Source organism: Mesorhizobium sp. M0106 (genome assembly GCF_040322715.1).
Lineage (GTDB): Bacteria > Pseudomonadota > Alphaproteobacteria > Rhizobiales > Rhizobiaceae > Mesorhizobium.
In genome coordinates, this window is sequence record NZ_JAMYUA010000002.1 from 171,407 (window position 1) to 187,468 (window position 16,062).

The following is a 16,062-nucleotide window of genomic DNA, read 5'->3' on the forward strand; positions in this document are numbered from 1 at the left end:
CTTCGGAGTAGACCCATGAAAGTCCTGCTTGTTTTTGCTCATCCTGAACCGCGTTCGCTCAACGGCGCGCTGCGTGACGTCGCCATCAGGGAACTCGAGGCCCAAGGCCACGAGGTGCGGGTGTCGGACCTCTATGCCGACGGCTGGAAAGCCGAGGTGGACCGTGCCGACTTTCCGTCGTGGCCGCCCGAAGCACGCTTCCTGCCGGCCGGCGCCTCCAAAAAGGCTTTTGCGACCAACACTCTGACCGATGACGTCAAAGCCGAGATCGACAAGCTGCTATGGGCCGACACCCTGATCCTCCAGTTCCCGCTGTGGTTGTACGCCATGCCGGCGATCCTCAAGGGCTGGGTCGATCGCGTGTACGCCTACGGCTTCGCCTATGGCGTTGGCGAGCACAGCGACAAGCGGTGGGGTGACCGCTTTGGTGAGGGAACGCTCGCCGGCAAGCGCGCAATGCTGATCGTGACCACCGGCGGCTGGGAGGAGCATTATTCCGCCCGCGGCGTTAACGGCCCGATCGACGACCTGCTGTTCCCGATCAATCACGGGATTCTATACTATCCGGGCTACGACGTGCTTCCGCCGTTCGTGGTTTACAGGGTGGACCGTTTCGGGGAGGCGGATTTCGAGCCTGTCGCGGAGCGACTGCGCGAAAGGATGCGAACGCTCGAGACGATCCGGCCCATTCGTTATCGGCAGCAGAATGGCGGCGATTACTTGATCCCAAGCATGCAATTGCGCCCCGGCTTGGAGAACCCGGGTGCGACCGCCTTTGCGCTTCACGAGGATCGCGCCGGCGTCGCCGCCCAGTCCGATCAGGACAGCCGGGCGATGATGATGCGCAGCGCCTCGCCGAAGCGCCGGACCTCCTCGATCGTATTGTAATGCACCAGCGAGGCGCGCACGGCGCCGCTGTCCATGCTGAGGTTGAGCCGCTTCATCAGACGCGGCGCATACATGTGGCCGTCGCGAATGCCGATCTGCATCTCGGCCATTTCCTCGACGATCCTCTGCGGCGACAGCGTGCCGACATTGAAGCAGAAGGTCGGCACGCGTTCGCTGAGGCGTGCCTCTTCGGCCACGCCGTAGATCGTCGCGCCGCAATCTTTGAGCACCGCCAGCATTTCGCGCGCCAGCACCTGTTCGTAGTCGCGGATTGCATTCATGCCGGCGACGATGTTGTCGCGGCGCGACCGATTGTTCTCGGACAAGAAATTGCGGCCGATCGATTCGAGGTAACGCACCGCGGCATCCATGCCGGAGACGTTCTCGTAGATGAACGTGCCGGCTTCGATTTTGTGGGGCGGCTCGTCGGGGATGAAATCCTCGCGGAAGGTCGGCAGGCGCTTCAGAGTTTCGAAGCGGCCCCACAGGAAGCCCATATGCGGCGAGAAATTCTTGTAGCCGGAGCAGACCAGATAGTCGCAATCCCAGGCCTGCACATCGATCAGCCCGTGCGGCCCGTAATGCACGCAGTCGAGGAACACTTCGGCGCCTGCCGCATGCGCAATCGCAGCCACGGAAGCAACGTCGACAATCGAGCCGATCGAATGCGCCGTGACCGTGCAGGCGACGAGCCGGGTGCGCTCTGAGACCAGCGGGCGCAAATCGTCGACATGCAGATTGCCGTCGTCGCGCATCCGCCACCATTTGAACTTGGCGCCGGCGGGCGCCAGCGCCAGCCACGTCGCGATATTGGCGTCGTGATCCATGTCGGTGATGACGATCTCGTCACGCTCCCCGTTTGGGCGCTCGGAAAGCATCTGGCCGATGCCGAGGCTGACCAGGCGGATGAACGAAGTGGCGTTCATGCCGAAGCAGATCTCCGCCGGGTTGGTGGCGTTGATCAGCAAGGCCACGCTTTCGCGAGCGCCGGCGACGGCTTGGTCGACGGTGACGCTGCGGCCATAGCGGCCGCCGCGCTGCACATTATGCGCGACCAAATGGTTGGTGACCGCATCGAGCACGCTTTGCGGGATCTGCGCGCCGGCGGCATTGTCCATGAAGACGAAGTCCCCGGCTTGCTGCAAGGCGGGAAACATGGCGCGGATCGTCTCGACCGGGAAAGCCGCGGCATCGCCGGTTTTCGAAATCTGATGCTGGTTCAAGGTCGTCTCCTGCGAAGTGCGCTGACAGATTAGCGGGTCTTTTCGGTTTGAAAGCGGCGTTCAAGGAGGCTGACGAGACGGACCATCGGCCAGAGAAAGATGAGATAGACCAGCGCCGCGCCGATCAGCGGTGAAGGATTGGCATAGAGCGATTGCGCGTTGGTCGCTTCCTTCAGCAGTTCGGGCAGCGCCACGGTGGAAGCGAGCGAAGTATCCTTGAACATCGAAACGCAATTGCTGGTCATTGGCGGAATGACGACGCGGATCGCCTGCGGCAGCACTACCTTGCGCAAGGTCAGCAAGAACGGCAGGCCGAGCGCCTGCGCCGCCTCGAACTGGCCGCGCGGAATGCTCTCTATACCGGAGCGGAACACCTCGGCCGAATAGGCCGCCATGATGATGGCGAAGGCCATCACCGCGGACGTCCACGATGACAGGCGAATGCCAAGGAACGGCAGCGCATAGTAGATCAGGATCAGCACGACCAGCACCGGCATCGCCCGGAAAATGTCAATGTAGCCGACAGCCAGCAGCCGAAGCGGCTTTGGCGCATAGAGCCGCACCAGGCTGATCGCGAGGCCGACGGGAATACCGATGCCGATGCTCATGATTCCGAGCAGCAGGGTGTTCAGGAAACCGCGCAGCAGCGCCGGCAGGCTGGAGACCATGACGTCGGCGTTGAAGAAGGTGTCCAGCAGCGACATCGCAGCATTTCCGAAACGTTTGGCGTCCCGCGACGCTCGAGCCCGAGCCCGAAATCCGAATCGTGCCGGCATCGAAAGCCGGCGCGACATTTAAGCGTGAACTGCCGCTCAGGCCTTCGGCATAGGAATTTCCTTGACGGTCGAGGAATCGGCAGGTGCGTCGCTGCCGAACCACTTCTTGTGGATCGCGGCCAGCGTGCCGTCCTTCTTCATCGCGGTCAGCGCGTCGTTCAGCTTGCCGAGCAGCGGGTGGTCCTTGGTCATCATCAGACCGTACTGCTCGCCGGTCTTGATGCGCTCTTTTACGGCGAGATCCTTCATCCTGGTGAAAGAATATTCCAGGCCCGGAATATCGCTGACCGCCGCATCGACGCGGCCTGAGCTGAGATCGAGTAGCAAATTCTGCTGCGTGTCGTAGCCCTTGACGTCACTGAACCCGTCCGCTTCCTGGTGGGCCTTGACCCAGGCTTCGCCGGTCGAGCCGGACAGCACGCCGACGATCTTGCCCTTGAGGTCGGCCTCGGCCTTGATCGGGCTGTCGGCCTTCGCGGCGATGCCCATGTCGGAATCATAGTAGGGCTGCGTGAACGACTGAGACTTCAGCCGCTCCGGCGTGATGGTGATCGACGAGATGGCGACGTCGATGCGCTTCGAGGTGGTGGCGGCGAACAGCGCCTGGAAACCGAGATCGGCGATATCAGTGGTCATGCCGATACGCTTTGCCGCCTCATTGATGATGTCGACTTCGAAACCCTCGAACGTGCCGCTCTCGTTCTTGTATTCAAAAGGCGGATTGGTCGGATAGGCGCCGACATTCAGCGTGCCTTCGGCGTAGGCCGGGCCGCCGGCGATGCCGATGGCAGCAGCAAGAAGCAGCAGGTTGCGACGGGTGAAGTTCATTTTCGTTCCCTCTGGTTGTGATCGGACGGGTTTGGCCCCGCACGGTTTTGATGCGTCAAGTGACGGGACTGCCGGAAAGCCCTCCCGGCACGGCAGTCGCAAGACATCGGATGCTATCCAAAGTACCGCGCTTTTCAAGGCGAAAGTTTTAAGCTTAAAAAATTGCCGCGTGTTGCCGTCACTCCGGAATAACCGCCGTGGCCTGGATCTCAACCTTGGCGCGATCCTCGACCAGCGCCATCACCTGCATGGCGGCCATCGCCGGAAAATGCCGGCCGATCACCTCGCGATAAACCTCGCCGATCCCCTTGAGATTGGTCAGATATTCCGCCTTGTCGGTAAAGTACCAGGTCATAGAGGTGATATGTTCCGGCTTGGCGCCGGCCTCGGCGAGCACAGCAACAATATTGGCCAGCGTCTGCCGCACCTGGCCGACAAGATCATCGGTCTCGAAGCGGCCCTGTCCGTTCCAGCCGACCTGCCCGCCGACGAAGACAAGCTGCCCGCGCGCGGCGACGCCATTGGCGTAGCCGACGGGTTTCGCCCAGCCTTCCGGCTGCAGGATGGTGTGCATGTCAAAACCTCCCAATGCTCAAATCCGGTCGCTCAAAACTCGAAGACAATAATTTTCACGCAAACTCCTGTCTCAGGCCGCTCCCATCACTTGCCGTGCAATCACCACCTTCTGCACGTCGGACGCTCCCTCGTAGATGCGTAGCGCCCGGATCTCGCGATACAGGCTTTCGACGATATGGCCCTTGCGGACGCCGTCGCCGCCATGCAGCTGCACAGCCTTGTCGATCACCTCCTGCGCTTTGTCGGTAGCGAACAGCTTGGCCATGGCGGCTTCGCGGGTAACCCGAGCCGCGCCCATGTCCTTGGTCCAGGCGGCACGATAGACCAGCAACGCGGCGGCATCGACATCCAGCGCCATGTCGGCGATGTGGCCCTGCACCATCTGCAGCTCGGCCATCGGCGCACCGAACAGCCTGCGCTCGGCCACTCTTGTGATGCTTTCGTCCAGCGCGCGCCGGGCAAAGCCGAGCGCCGCTGCGCCGACGGTCGAACGGAACACGTCGAGCACGGACATGGCGATGCGAAAACCGTCACCGGGTTTGCCGATCAGCGCCGAGGCTGGAATGCGTGCATTGTCGAAGGACAGCCGGGCGAGCGGGTGCGGCGCGATCACCTCCAGCCGCTCGGCAACGATCAGCCCCTCGGTTTCGGAAGGCACGACGAAGGCGGAAAGCCCCTTGGCGCCGGGCGCCTCGCCGGTACGGGCAAAGACAACATAAAAGTCAGCGATACCGCCGTTGGAGATCCAGGTCTTTTCGCCGGATAAGAGATAGCGGTCGCCGTCACGCGCGGCCGTCATTTCCATATTGGCAACGTCCGAGCCCGAACGCGGCTCCGACAGTGCGAACGCCGAAATCGCCTTACCGGCCCGTGTCTTAGCCAGCCAATGCTGCTGCTCGGGCGTGCCGAACAGGCTGAGTGCGCCGGTGCCGAGCCCTTGCATCGCGAAGGCGAAATCGGCCAGCCCGTCATGACGGGCCAGCGTCTCGCGCGTGAGGCAGAGCGTGCGCACGTCGAGCGGCCCCGGATTGTCCGTGTCGATCGCCGTCGGCTTCAGCCAGCCGTCCTTGCCAAGCCTCGCCACCAGCTCGCGGCAGGCGGCGTCGACATCGTCATGCGCGACCGGCAGGTTCTTGGCGCACCATGCCTCCAGCCGCTCCGCCAGATCGCGGTGGCGATCCTCGAAGAACGGCCAGGAGAGGAAGGAACGGTCAGGCATTGCTGCCTCCACAATTCTCCGGCCCTGGCGCTCCACGGCGCCCCCCTCTGTCCTGCCGGACATCTCCCCCTCTAGGGGGGAGATTGGCGGCTTCGCTACCACGGCTCTCCCTGCGATGTTGGAGATTGGCGAAAGCGGGCCTGATATCCAATCTCCCCCCTTGAGGGGGAGATGGCCGGCAGGCCAGAGGGGGGTGCTGTCCCGCCAGCGTGGAAGCGATCATCTCAATTTCCCTCGAACACCGGCTTCTCCTTAGCCACGAAAGCCGTGTACGCCCGCTCGAAATCGCGGGTCTGCATGCAGATCGCCTGCGCCTGCGCTTCCGCTTCGATCGCCTGGTCGAGACCCATCGACCATTCCTGGTTCAGCTGCGTCTTGGTCATGCCATGGGCGAAGGTCGGGCCGGAAACGATGCACGCGGCCATGTCGAGCGCGTCGGCCTCAAGCGTTGCGGCATCGACCAGCCGGTTATAGAAGCCCCAGCGCTCGCCTTCCTCGGCACTCATCGTGCGGCCGGTATAGAGCAGCTCGGCGGCGCGGCCCTGGCCAATGATGCGTGGCAGGATCGCGCAGGCGCCCATGTCGCAGCCGGCAAGGCCGACGCGGGTGAACAGGAATGCTGTCTTGGCCTGGGGCGTGGCGATGCGGATATCGGAGGCCATGGCGATAATCGCGCCGGCGCCGACCGCCACGCCATCGACCGCCGCAATAATCGGCTTGCCGCAATTCAGCATCGCCTTGACGAAATCGCCCGTCATGCGGGTGAAGGCGAGCAGCGCCTTCATGTCCATCTTGACCAGTGGGCCGATGATTTCGTGGACATCGCCGCCCGAGCAGAAATTGCCGCCATTGGGCAGGAACACCACAGCATCGACATCATCGGCGTAGACAAGGTCGCGAAATATGTCGCGCAATTCGGCATAGCTGTCGAAGGTCAGCGGGTTCTTGCGCTCCGGTCGATCGAGCCGGATCTTTGCGATCTTGCCTTCGACCTGCCAGAGGAAATGCTTCGGCTTGCGGCCGGCCAGCTTCGTCATTCCCGTCCCTCCCAATTGCTGCGGAAGGAGGTCAGCATGCCGGTCAGCCGGCGCGCCTCATCCTCGCTCACATTGCCCAGCAACTCGCCGACCCATTTTTCATGCGCGGCGGCGATCACGGCGAAAATCTTCGATCCCTCTTCCGTCAGCCGCACCATCGAGGTGCGGCGGTCGCCATTGCGTCGGGCCCGCATCACCAACCCTTCCGAGACCAGCCGGTCGATGATGCCGGTGACATTGCCGTTGGACACCAGCAGGAAGCGCGAAAGATCGCTCATCAGCATGCCCTCCGGCGCGCGGTAGAGCGCGGCCATCACGTCGAAGCGTGGCAGCGTTGTGTTGAACTCTTGCCGCAGTCGTTCGCGCAGCTCGGCCTCGATGGTGCGCGAGGCGCGCAGCAGGCGTATCCACAGCCGCAGGCGGTCCTTGCCGGGTCCGGACGGGGCGGGCAGGGGACCGGCTACCATGTCTCACCTCCGGAGATCGAAATCGTCTGCCCGGTAATCGACCGGGCGGCGTCGCCACACAGATAAAGTACCGCGGCCGCAATTTCTTCCGGCTGGATGAAGCGGCCTTGCGGGTTGGTCGCGGCTAGGCTTGTCCGTGCCTGCTCGGACGAGCGGCCGGTCGTTTGGACGATGCGCTGGACGGTGCTCTCCAGCATCTCGGTTTCGACAAACCCTGGGCACACGGCATTCACTGTTATGCCGGACTTGGCGGTCTCGACGGCGAGTGCCCGCATCAGGCCGACGACGCCATGCTTGGCGGCAACGTAAGCTGCGACATAGGGATAACCTTTCAGTCCGGCGGTGGAAGCGACGAAGATGATACGGCCAGTCTTGCGCACTGCCATGCCGGCCAACGCCGGCTTCACCGTCAGGAACGCACCGGTCAAGTTGACGTCGAGCGTGCGCTGCCAGTCTGCCAGCGAGGTCCGCTGCGCCGGGGCACTGCCGGACATGCCGGCATTGGCAACGACGATGTCGAACGCTCCGCGTGCCGCTTCCGCTGCCTCGTAGAGCGACGCCATCGACGTCTCGTCGGTGACGTCGGCGGCAATGGCGAAGATGGACTTGTTCTCCGCGGCGACCTCGGCAAGCGGCTCCACGCGCCGGCCGCAGATGGTCACGTCAATGCCCGCGCCGGCCAGCGCCAGCGCGATCGCGCGGCCGACGCCGGAGCCGCCGCCGGTGACCAGCGCATGACGCCCCGAAATCGTCGCCGCGGCACTCATACTTTCAACCCCGCTGCCGCTTCGCGTTCGGCCAGCCGGTAGAGCTGGTCGCGGCCGGGCAGATAGGGATCCGGCCATTTGACGCCGCGATCGCCAAGCGTGACGGCCGCGTGCAGCGTCCAATACGGATCGGCAAGATGCGGCCTAGCCAGTGCGACGAGATCGGCGCGGCCCGCCATCAGGATCGAGTTGACGTGGTCCGGCTCATAGATATTGCCGACCGCCATCGTCGCCATGCCGACCTCGTTGCGGATGCGATCGGAAAACGGCGTCTGGAACATGCGGCCATAGACCGGTCTTGCCACGGCCGAAGTCTGGCCGGCCGATACGTCGCAGATGTCTACGCCGGCCTCATGCAGCAGCCGCGCGATCTCTACGGCATCGGCCGGCGTCACGCCTTCGATGCCCAGCCAGTCATTAGCGGAGATGCGCATCGAGATCGGCTTCTCGGCCGGCCACGCGGCGCGCACCGCATGAAAGATTTCCAAGGGGTAGCGCATGCGGTTTTCCAGCGAGCCGCCATAGGAGTCGGTGCGCCGGTTGGTCAAGGGCGTGATGAAGGAGGACAGGAGATAGCCGTGCGCGGCGTGGATTTCGAGCATGTCGAAGCCGCAGCGCGCCGCCATCTCGGCCGAAGCGACAAACTGGTCGCGCACCATATCCATGTCGGCGCGGTCCATCGCCTTCGGCACCTGGTTTTCCCGCGACCACGGCACGGAAGACGCTGCCATGACGGGCCAATTGCCTGAGGGCAGCGGCACGTCGGTTCCCTGCCAGCCGAGCCTGGTCGACCCCTTGGCACCGGAATGGCCGATCTGGGCGCAGATCTTGGCCTCGGTTTCGGCATGGACGAACTCGACCAGCCGCTTCCAGGCGACCTCATGCTCGGGCGCATAGAAACCGGGGCAGCCAGGCGTGATGCGGCCCTCCGCGCTGACGCACGTCATCTCGATATAGAGGAGACCGGCGCCGCCCTTGGCCCGTTCGGCGTAATGGGCGAAATGCCAATCGGTCGGACAGCCGTCGACCGCTTTGTACTGCGCCATCGGCGAGACGACGACGCGGTTCTGCAGCGCCATGCCGCGCAGCCGGAACGGCGCGAACATCGGCGCGCGACGCAGATTGTTGCCCCCGGCGCCGGCCTGGCGCTGGAACCACTCCTCGGCGCCGGCCAGCCATTCGGCATCGCGCAGCCGCAAATTCTCGTGACTGATGCGTTGCGAACGCGTCAGCAGCGAATAGTTGAACTGCACCGGATCGAGGCCGAGATAGCGCTCGACCTCCTCGAACCATTCGAGCGAATTGCGCGCCGCCGACTGCAGCTTCAGCACTTCGGTGCGGCGGGCGTCCTCATATTTGCTAAAGGCGGCCTCGAGGTCTGGCTCGGACTCGACATAGTCGGCCAGCGCCACCGCGCTTTCCAGCGCCAGCTTGGTGCCGGAACCGATCGAGAAATGCGCGCTCGCCGCCGCGTCGCCCATCAGCGCCAGGTTCTTGTAGGACCAGCGTTCGCACAAGACGCGCGGGAAATTGATCCACGCCGAGCCGCGGATATGATTGGCGTTGGTCATCAGCGCGTGGCCGCCGAGATGACGGGCAAAGATGCGCTCGCAGACGGCAATCGATTCCTGCTGCGACATCGCGCCGAAGCCGAAGCGCTGCCAGGTCTGCTCGCTGCATTCGACGATGAAGGTCGCGGTATCGCTGTCGAACTGGTAGGCATGCGCCCACACCCAGCCATGCTCGGTCTTTTCGAAGATGAAGGTGAAGGCGTCGTCGAATTTCTGGTGGGTGCCGAGCCAGACGAACTTGCATCTACGAATGTCGATATCGGGCTTGAACACGTCGACGAAGGCGCTCCGCGCTTTCGAGTTCAACCCGTCGGCGGCGACAACCAGGTCGTGCGTCTCCATATATGGCTTGGGATCGGCTATGTCGGTTTCGAAGGCCAGCTTGACGCCGAGTTCGCGCGCCCGCCGCTGCAGCAACGTGAGCAGCCGCTTGCGGCCAATGCCGCAAAAGCCGTGACCGGTCGAGACCGTGCGCACGCCGTCATGGATGACGGCGATATCGTCCCAATAGGCGAAATGCTTGCGGATCCACACGGCGCTGACCGGGTCGTTCTTGGTCAGGTTCGCCAGCGTTTCGGCCGACAGCACGACGCCCCAGCCAAACGTATCATCGGCACGGTTGCGCTCGAACACCGTGACCTCATGCGCGGCATCCCTGAGCTTCAGCGAGATTGCAAAGTAGAGCCCGGCTGGTCCGCCGCCGAGAACCGCAACTTTCATCGTGCGATCTCCTCTTCGCTTCTGTTTGTCGAGTTTACGCCTGAGACGGATTAATTCAAGCTTGAAGTTTCAGGATTGAAACAATCCGCCCCAGAAACCCAGCTTGCCGGCAGTCGGCTTGCGCAGGCCAGGGACGCCCCGGGCTATTTTTCCGGGTTCTTCGGGCTCCACAGCACCGTCTCCGCATCTTTTTCATAGGCCATGCCATTGGGATAGCTGATCGCTTCCAACTGCAAGCCCCAGGGCGCCTGGAAGTAGAGGATGGTCTGGCCGGCGGCAGGGCCTTCGGTAACCGGCAGCGGTCCCATCCGCGTCTTGACGCCCTTGCCGTCAAGATAGGCTTTTGCGGCGGCGATGTCGTCGACATAGAAGGCGATATGGAAGCCGCCTATGTCGCTGTTGCGAGGCGTCAGGTCCTTCTGGTCCGGCGCGGTGTATTTGAACAGCTCGATGTTCGACCCGTGTCCGCAGCGGATCAGGGTGATCTCCTCAATCACCGCCTTGGGATCGACGCCCAGCAGATCCTGCATGAATGTGCCCTTGTCGTCGGCGAACGGGCCGAACGACATTGCCTTCTTGCAGCCAACCACCTCGGTGAAGAAATCGACCGCCTGCTCCATGTCGGGGACGGTGACGCCGGTGTGGTCGTGGCCACGCATGCCGGGAATGGAACTGGCGTAAGCCGTGCCGATGCCTCCCAGCACGGTGGCGGTGAGCACTGGGTAGCGGATTGCATTCTTCATGTCAGTCATCCTCCATCGCGGGACATTTTGCCGGGTGCACGCCTGAGGCCCGCTCTTTAGCGTGCGAATAGGATTGTGTTTCATGCCGGCGCCTTTGCGGCGGGAAGTAGCCAGGCATCATCGATCTCGGGCAGCGGAATGGCGGCGAGCAGATCGCGCGTGTAGCCCTGCTGCGGCTGCTCGAACAAAGCGTCGGTCGCGCTGGCTTCGACGATCGCGCCTTCGCGCATGACGATCACTTGCCGGCAGAGCCGCCGGATCACCGACAGGTCATGGCTGATGAAGGCAACGGTCAGGCCCATCTCCGCTGCAAGCTTTTCCAGCAGCGTCAGGATCTGCGCCTGCGTCGACACGTCGAGGCCGGAGACGATCTCGTCGGCCAGCACGAATTTCGGCGACAGCGCCAGCGCGCGGGCAATGCCGACGCGCTGGCGCTGGCCGCCCGACAATTCATGACGATAGCGGCTGGCGAAGCCTTGCGGCAGGCCGACGCGCTGAAGCGCCTCCGCGACACGATCCCTGAGGTTGTCGCCAAGCCCGTTCTGCTTGAGCGGTGCTGCGATGATGCTGAAGATGGTGCGGCGCGGGTTGAGCGACGACATCGGATCCTGGAAGATCATCTGCAGATTGCGGCGCAGCGGCCGGAGCTCGGCCTCAGGCAGATGTGTGATGTCGCGGCCGTCGAAGATGACCTTGCCGGCGCTCGGCTCCAGAAGCCGCACTAAGGCGCGGCCAAGCGTCGATTTGCCGGAGCCGGATTCGCCGACAATGCCGGTCACCGATCCCTTTGGCAGGTCGAAATCCAGCCCTTTCAGAATCTCGGCCAAGGGCGCGCGGCCGATCAGCGGCTTGCGCGTCATGTCGGGCAGCGCGACCTTCAGCCCGCGCACGGAAAACAGCGGCTCAGCCATGCAGGCGCCTCCAGGCCTGATCGGCGGCGGCGATCTCCGAAGCAAGCCCGGCCAGCACCGCCTCGTCCACCGGCTTCAGCGAAGCGAAGGGGTCGGTGTAGCGTGGCGTCGCGGCCATCAGCGCTCGCGTGTAGGGGTGCTGCGGAGCGGCGAAGAGAGCGGCCGTTTCGGCCTCCTCGACCACCTTGCCGGCATAGAGCACCGAGACCTTCTGGCTGATCTTGGCGACGACGCCGAGATCATGGGTAACGAACAGGATCGCCGTGCCGTGCTCGCGCTGCAGTTGCGCGATCAGCCGCAGGATCTGCTTCTGCACAGTCACGTCGAGCGCCGTGGTCGGCTCGTCGGCGACGATCAGCCTTGGTTCGGCTGCAAACGCCGCGGCGATCAGCACGCGCTGGCGCATGCCGCCGGACAGCTCGTGCGGATAGCATTTGAGGACACGCTCGGGGTCGCGAATCTGCACCTCGTCCAGCAATTGGCGAATACGTGTATCGGCCTTCTCGCCGCTCCAGCCGAGGATGCGCACCAGCCGGTCGGTCATCTGTGGGCCGATTCGCCGTGACGGATTGAGCGCGGTCAGCGGGTCCTGCGGGATCAGCGCGGTGCGCGCGCCGATCAGCGTGCGCCTTGCCTTTGGCTGAAGCTTGCCGAGGTCCTCGCCCTCCAGCAGCATGTCGCCTTCGACGATGCGCACGCTCGAGGGCAGCACGCCAAGCACCGCCTTGCCGATCATCGTCTTGCCGGCGCCGCTCTCGCCGACCAGCGCGCGCACCTCGCCGGGCTCGACGGCGAGCGACACCGAGCGCAGCACGCGCAAGCCATCAGGCAGCACCGCGCTAAGGCTGCGTATGTCAAGGCAGGGTTTCGCCAGCGCGTTCATCGCAGCACCGGATCGAAACGTGCCCTGAGACCTTCGCCGAACTGGCTGAACGACAGCACTGTCAGGATCAGCGTGACCAGCGGGAACACCAGCACCCACCAGGCCTGATGGATCGACAGGCGGCCCTCGGCGATGATGCCGCCCCAGGTTGGGTCGTCGGTCGAGATCGACAGATTGACGAAGGACAGGATCGCCTCGACGATGACGGCAATGCCCATCTCCAGCGACAGCAGCGCGACGATCGACGGCACCACATTGGGCAGCACTTCGCGCAGCATGATGCCGATGCGGCCGTAGCCGGCGATGCGGGCGTTCTCGACATAGTCCATGCGCGACTGGCCCAACGTCTCGGCGCGGATCACCCGGCAGAAGCGCGTCCAGTCGATTACGGCAATGGCAATGATAACCGAGCTCAAGCCGGTACCGAGCACTGCGACCAAAAGGATGGCAAACAGCACCGGCGGAAACGCCATCCAGACATCGACGATGCGCGAGATGATGCGGTCGGCCCAGCCGCCGAAATAGCCGGCGATCAGCCCCAGCGTCGAGCCGACCAGGCAGGCGGCAAGGGCTGCCGCGAAGGCGACGATGAAGGCGATGCGGGCACCGAAGATCAGCCGTGACAGAAGATCGCGGCCGAGGCTGTCGGTGCCGAGCCAGTAGCCGGGCTCAGCACCGCTCAGCCAGAACGGCGGCAGCCGCTCCAGCATCAAATCCTGCGCCAGCGGGTCCTGCGGCGCGACCAACGGCGCAAGAATTGCGGCCAGCAGCGCAATCAGCAGCCAGCCGCCGGCCAGCCACAGGCGGGCGCGCGAGCCATGTCTTGAAATGCGGGCCTCATCCATGGCGCAGCCTCGGATTGAGCAGGGCGTACATCATGTCGACGGCAAGGTTGATCAGCACGAACAGCAGCGCGAAGACCAGGACGATGCCCTGGATCAGCGGCAGGTCGCGGTTGATGACGGCATCGATCGCCATGTTGCCGAGACCTTCATAGGAAAACAGTCGTTCGACGATGACCGTGCCGCCGATCAGGAAGGTGAACTGCACGCCGACCAGCGTCAGCGTCGGCAGGGCCGCGTTCTTCAGCGCCTCGCGCAGGATGACCTGCGTTTCCGAAAAGCCCTTTACCCGCGCCAGCACGACGTAGTCGAGGTCGAGCACTTCCTTCAGCGACTGTTTCAGCAGCTGCGAGATGATCGCGGCCAGTGGCAGCGCCAGCGCAATCGCCGGCATCAGCATGTGTGCCAGCAGGTCCCTGGTCAGGTCGAAGCGCAGCCGTACGATGCTTTCGAACAGATAGAATTGCGTGACGAAGGGCAGATCGAGTTGCGGCGACACCCGGCCGGAAATGTCGAAAACCGGCACCAGCACGCCGAACAAAAGGATCAGCACCAGGCCCCACAGGAAATCGGGAATCGAGAGTGCCGCACCGCTGGCAATGTCGATGCCGGCTTCGACCGCGGTGCCGCGTTCGCGCGCGCCGAGGATCGCCGTCGTGCCGCCGATCGCCAGCGCCATCACAAGCGCGACGATCGCGAGTTCCAGCGTCGCCGGCAGGCGGTTGAAGACCAGGCCCAGAACATCCTGCCGGAGCGAAATCGAAGTGCCGAAATCGCCCCTGACGACACCTGCCAGCCAGATGAAAAATTGCTGGACGATGGTCTTGTCCAGCCCGTAAAGCGCGCGCAGACGCGCGATGTCGGCATCGGTTGCACCGGGCGGCAGCATCATCGCGATCGGATCGCCTGGCGCGACACGGATGACGACGAAGACGACGACGGCCACGCCGAACAGCGTGATCGCCATCGTCAGAAGACGGATCAGGAATCTTTGCAGCAGCATGGTCGCCCGTGGCGGAAAATGCGCGCCGTCATTCCGGACGGCGCGCGACAAGCCGAAGACTGTCTCAGGCCGGGCTCATCAGCGCCGGCAGAAGTGCGCCCGACACATGCTGCACGACATTGACGCCCTTGGCATGCACGATCGGCTGCGCATACTGGATCAGCGGCAGCACATAGGCCTGTTCGGCGATGTATTTGTCGACGGCCTTCCAGCCGGCAATGCGCTTGGCCTCGTCCTTCTCGCCCCATAGTGGATTGATCATGTCGATCAGATCCTGACTGTCCCACACCGAATGCGGGCTCGGGCCATACATGGCAAAACCGGTCGAGGTGGTCGGGTCGCCGATGGCGTTGCCCCAATTGTAGAAGGCCGCCGGCGCCAGCTTGTCGGCGGCGCGCAGCTCGTAGTGCTTGGCGATCTCGTAGACCTCGATCGTCGCCTCGATGCCGACCTTGCGCCACATGCCGACGATCGCCTGGATCATCTCGTAGTCCTTGGGCTTGAAGCCCTTGGTCGTCTGTATCGTGAACTTGACCGGCTTTTCCGGCGAATAGCCGGAGGCGGCCAGCAGTTCCTTGGCCTTGTCCGGATTGTGCTCCACCTTGATCGACGCATCGTAGGCCGCGTATTCCGGCGTCTCCAGCGTATCGATGGGCTGGCCGTAACCGCGCAGCAGCCGGTCGACCAAAAGCTTTTTGTCGACGGCCATCACCGCTGCCTGGCGCACGTTCTTGTCCAGCATCACGTCGATGTCGTTGAAGAAGATCATGCCGATGTCGGAAACGTTCTTGCACGAGCCGGCAAGTCCATCCTTGGCGATCAGGCGGTCATATTCCTCATAGGGGATTTCCAGCGTCACCTGCGAGGAACCGGACTCGATCTCGGCGACGCGGCTCGCCGCATCGGTGACGAACTTGATGGTTACGTTTTCGAAGGCCGGCTTGCCGCCCCAGTAGTTCGGGTTGGCCTTGAGCCGCAGGAAGGCGTTGCGCTCGAATTTGTCGACCATATAGGGCCCGGTGCCGATCGGGGCTTTCTCAAAACCCTCGGCGCCGACCTTTTCGTAATAGGTCTTCGGCATGATGTAGCCGGTCAGGAACGACATCCACTTGAAATACACCGGGTCGAATTGCACGACGTCGCCGGTGATCTTGTTGCCGTCGATCTTGAAGTTGTTGACGTTCTTCCAGACGAACTGGATCGGGTTGCCGGTCTTTTCATCGCCCGCCCGCTGCAGCGACCAGACCACGTCTTCGGCCGTGAATGGCGAGCCGTCATGCCAGGTGACGCCCTCGCGCACCGTCATCATGATCTTGCTGCGACCCTCGTTCCAGCCCCATTCGGTGAGCAGGCCGGGCGCGAAAGAAAGATCCGGCTTCTGCGGGATGAACTGGTCGAACACCGACTGGTAGAGACCCTGGATGGTCGGGTTGACCGCCGAAGGCCCGGTGGTCGGGTCCCAGGACGGCAAATTGACATTGTAGGCGATGGTCAGTTCGCCGGCAGCCTTGGCGATTTGCGGCAGGCCGAGCGCCGTGGCGCCAAGTGCGGCCGCGCCATATCCGAGCAATTCTCGTCTGTTGATTGTCATGGTCGTTCCCCTGTTGC

16 protein-coding genes are annotated in these 16,062 nt (G+C 63.5%); 1 reads left to right on the top strand and 15 read right to left on the bottom strand.

Annotated elements, in window-relative coordinates:
* Positions 1-15: 15 nt before the first annotated feature.
* The gene (locus NKJ55_RS02580) at positions 16-888 is read left to right on the top strand and encodes an NAD(P)H-dependent oxidoreductase (protein ID WP_352448541.1); all 873 of its coding nucleotides are present in this window, start codon (positions 16-18) and stop codon (positions 886-888) included.
* On the opposite strand, the gene NKJ55_RS02585 is transcribed toward NKJ55_RS02580, so the two are convergent.
* The 15 genes from NKJ55_RS02585 to NKJ55_RS02655 form a co-directional block, all read right to left on the bottom strand.
* Positions 819-2,111: a cysteine desulfurase-like protein gene (locus tag NKJ55_RS02585; protein ID WP_352448542.1), complete on the bottom strand. Its 1,293-nt coding sequence runs from the start codon at positions 2,109-2,111 to the stop codon at positions 819-821. The two genes, NKJ55_RS02580 and NKJ55_RS02585, sit on opposite strands and share 70 nt — an antisense overlap.
* Before the next feature lie 29 nt (positions 2,112-2,140).
* Positions 2,141-2,815, bottom strand: coding sequence for an amino acid ABC transporter permease (locus NKJ55_RS02590; protein ID WP_292656040.1), 675 nt, complete (start codon positions 2,813-2,815; stop codon positions 2,141-2,143).
* Positions 2,816-2,923: 108 nt separating this feature from the next.
* Positions 2,924-3,715: an ABC transporter substrate-binding protein gene (locus tag NKJ55_RS02595; RefSeq protein WP_352448543.1), complete on the bottom strand. Its 792-nt coding sequence runs from the start codon at positions 3,713-3,715 to the stop codon at positions 2,924-2,926.
* A 178-nt stretch (positions 3,716-3,893) separates the two neighbouring features.
* Positions 3,894-4,289, bottom strand: coding sequence for a RidA family protein (locus NKJ55_RS02600; RefSeq protein WP_352448544.1), 396 nt, complete (start codon positions 4,287-4,289; stop codon positions 3,894-3,896).
* Positions 4,290-4,361: 72 nt separating this feature from the next.
* A complete protein-coding gene (locus NKJ55_RS02605; protein WP_352448545.1) occupies positions 4,362-5,510 on the bottom strand; it encodes an acyl-CoA dehydrogenase family protein in 1,149 nt (382 codons plus the stop codon).
* A gap of 224 nt (positions 5,511-5,734) precedes the next feature.
* Positions 5,735-6,547 (bottom strand): enoyl-CoA hydratase family protein, encoded by an 813-nt coding sequence (locus NKJ55_RS02610; protein WP_352448546.1) that lies wholly within the window; start codon positions 6,545-6,547, stop codon positions 5,735-5,737.
* The gene (locus NKJ55_RS02615; protein WP_023676834.1) at positions 6,544-7,014 is read right to left on the bottom strand and encodes a MarR family winged helix-turn-helix transcriptional regulator; all 471 of its coding nucleotides are present in this window, start codon (positions 7,012-7,014) and stop codon (positions 6,544-6,546) included. Before NKJ55_RS02615 ends, NKJ55_RS02610 begins: the two co-directional genes overlap by 4 nt.
* Positions 7,008-7,781 carry an SDR family NAD(P)-dependent oxidoreductase gene (locus tag NKJ55_RS02620; RefSeq protein WP_352448547.1) on the bottom strand — a complete coding sequence of 258 codons (774 nt, stop codon included), beginning with the start codon at positions 7,779-7,781 and terminating at the stop codon, positions 7,008-7,010. Before NKJ55_RS02620 ends, NKJ55_RS02615 begins: the two co-directional genes overlap by 7 nt.
* A complete protein-coding gene (locus tag NKJ55_RS02625) occupies positions 7,778-10,072 on the bottom strand; it encodes a bifunctional salicylyl-CoA 5-hydroxylase/oxidoreductase (RefSeq protein WP_352448548.1) in 2,295 nt (764 codons plus the stop codon). The genes NKJ55_RS02620 and NKJ55_RS02625 overlap by 4 nt, the downstream gene beginning before the upstream one ends.
* A 143-nt stretch (positions 10,073-10,215) precedes the next feature.
* The gene (locus NKJ55_RS02630; protein ID WP_352448549.1) at positions 10,216-10,815 is read right to left on the bottom strand and encodes a VOC family protein; all 600 of its coding nucleotides are present in this window, start codon (positions 10,813-10,815) and stop codon (positions 10,216-10,218) included.
* Between the two features lie 80 nt (positions 10,816-10,895).
* Positions 10,896-11,726: an ATP-binding cassette domain-containing protein gene (locus NKJ55_RS02635; protein ID WP_352448550.1), complete on the bottom strand. Its 831-nt coding sequence runs from the start codon at positions 11,724-11,726 to the stop codon at positions 10,896-10,898.
* Complete coding sequence (locus NKJ55_RS02640) at positions 11,719-12,609, bottom strand: ABC transporter ATP-binding protein (protein ID WP_352448551.1); 891 nt, start codon at positions 12,607-12,609, stop codon at positions 11,719-11,721. The genes NKJ55_RS02635 and NKJ55_RS02640 overlap by 8 nt, the downstream gene beginning before the upstream one ends.
* Entirely contained in the window at positions 12,606-13,454 is an 849-nt protein-coding gene (locus NKJ55_RS02645; RefSeq protein ID WP_352448552.1) for an ABC transporter permease, read from the bottom strand. The genes NKJ55_RS02640 and NKJ55_RS02645 overlap by 4 nt, the downstream gene beginning before the upstream one ends.
* Positions 13,447-14,454, bottom strand: a complete 1,008-nt coding sequence (locus NKJ55_RS02650) for an ABC transporter permease (protein ID WP_352448553.1) — start codon at positions 14,452-14,454, stop codon at positions 13,447-13,449. Before NKJ55_RS02650 ends, NKJ55_RS02645 begins: the two co-directional genes overlap by 8 nt.
* Before the next feature lie 64 nt (positions 14,455-14,518).
* Entirely contained in the window at positions 14,519-16,045 is a 1,527-nt protein-coding gene (locus NKJ55_RS02655) for an ABC transporter substrate-binding protein (protein ID WP_352448554.1), read from the bottom strand.
* Positions 16,046-16,062 lie beyond the last annotated feature (17 nt).

Excerpts from the sequence above, each read along its gene's own strand:
- NKJ55_RS02580 (WP_352448541.1), top strand. The coding sequence starts at position 16 with ATGAAAGTCCTGCTTGTTTTTGCTCATCCTGAACCGCGTTCGCTCAAC.
- NKJ55_RS02590 (WP_292656040.1), bottom strand. The coding sequence starts at position 2,815 with ATGTCGCTGCTGGACACCTTCTTCAACGCCGACGTCATGGTCTCCAGC.
- NKJ55_RS02595 (WP_352448543.1), bottom strand. The coding sequence starts at position 3,715 with ATGAACTTCACCCGTCGCAACCTGCTGCTTCTTGCTGCTGCCATCGGC.
- NKJ55_RS02600 (WP_352448544.1), bottom strand. The coding sequence starts at position 4,289 with ATGCACACCATCCTGCAGCCGGAAGGCTGGGCGAAACCCGTCGGCTAC.
- NKJ55_RS02605 (WP_352448545.1), bottom strand. The coding sequence starts at position 5,510 with ATGCCTGACCGTTCCTTCCTCTCCTGGCCGTTCTTCGAGGATCGCCAC.
- NKJ55_RS02610 (WP_352448546.1), bottom strand. The coding sequence starts at position 6,547 with ATGACGAAGCTGGCCGGCCGCAAGCCGAAGCATTTCCTCTGGCAGGTC.
- NKJ55_RS02615 (WP_023676834.1), bottom strand. The coding sequence starts at position 7,014 with ATGGTAGCCGGTCCCCTGCCCGCCCCGTCCGGACCCGGCAAGGACCGC.
- NKJ55_RS02620 (WP_352448547.1), bottom strand. The coding sequence starts at position 7,781 with ATGAGTGCCGCGGCGACGATTTCGGGGCGTCATGCGCTGGTCACCGGC.
- NKJ55_RS02625 (WP_352448548.1), bottom strand. The coding sequence starts at position 10,072 with ATGAAAGTTGCGGTTCTCGGCGGCGGACCAGCCGGGCTCTACTTTGCA.
- NKJ55_RS02630 (WP_352448549.1), bottom strand. The coding sequence starts at position 10,815 with ATGAAGAATGCAATCCGCTACCCAGTGCTCACCGCCACCGTGCTGGGA.
- NKJ55_RS02635 (WP_352448550.1), bottom strand. The coding sequence starts at position 11,726 with ATGGCTGAGCCGCTGTTTTCCGTGCGCGGGCTGAAGGTCGCGCTGCCC.
- NKJ55_RS02640 (WP_352448551.1), bottom strand. The coding sequence starts at position 12,609 with ATGAACGCGCTGGCGAAACCCTGCCTTGACATACGCAGCCTTAGCGCG.
- NKJ55_RS02645 (WP_352448552.1), bottom strand. The coding sequence starts at position 13,454 with ATGGATGAGGCCCGCATTTCAAGACATGGCTCGCGCGCCCGCCTGTGG.
- NKJ55_RS02650 (WP_352448553.1), bottom strand. The coding sequence starts at position 14,454 with ATGCTGCTGCAAAGATTCCTGATCCGTCTTCTGACGATGGCGATCACG.
- NKJ55_RS02655 (WP_352448554.1), bottom strand. The coding sequence starts at position 16,045 with ATGACAATCAACAGACGAGAATTGCTCGGATATGGCGCGGCCGCACTT.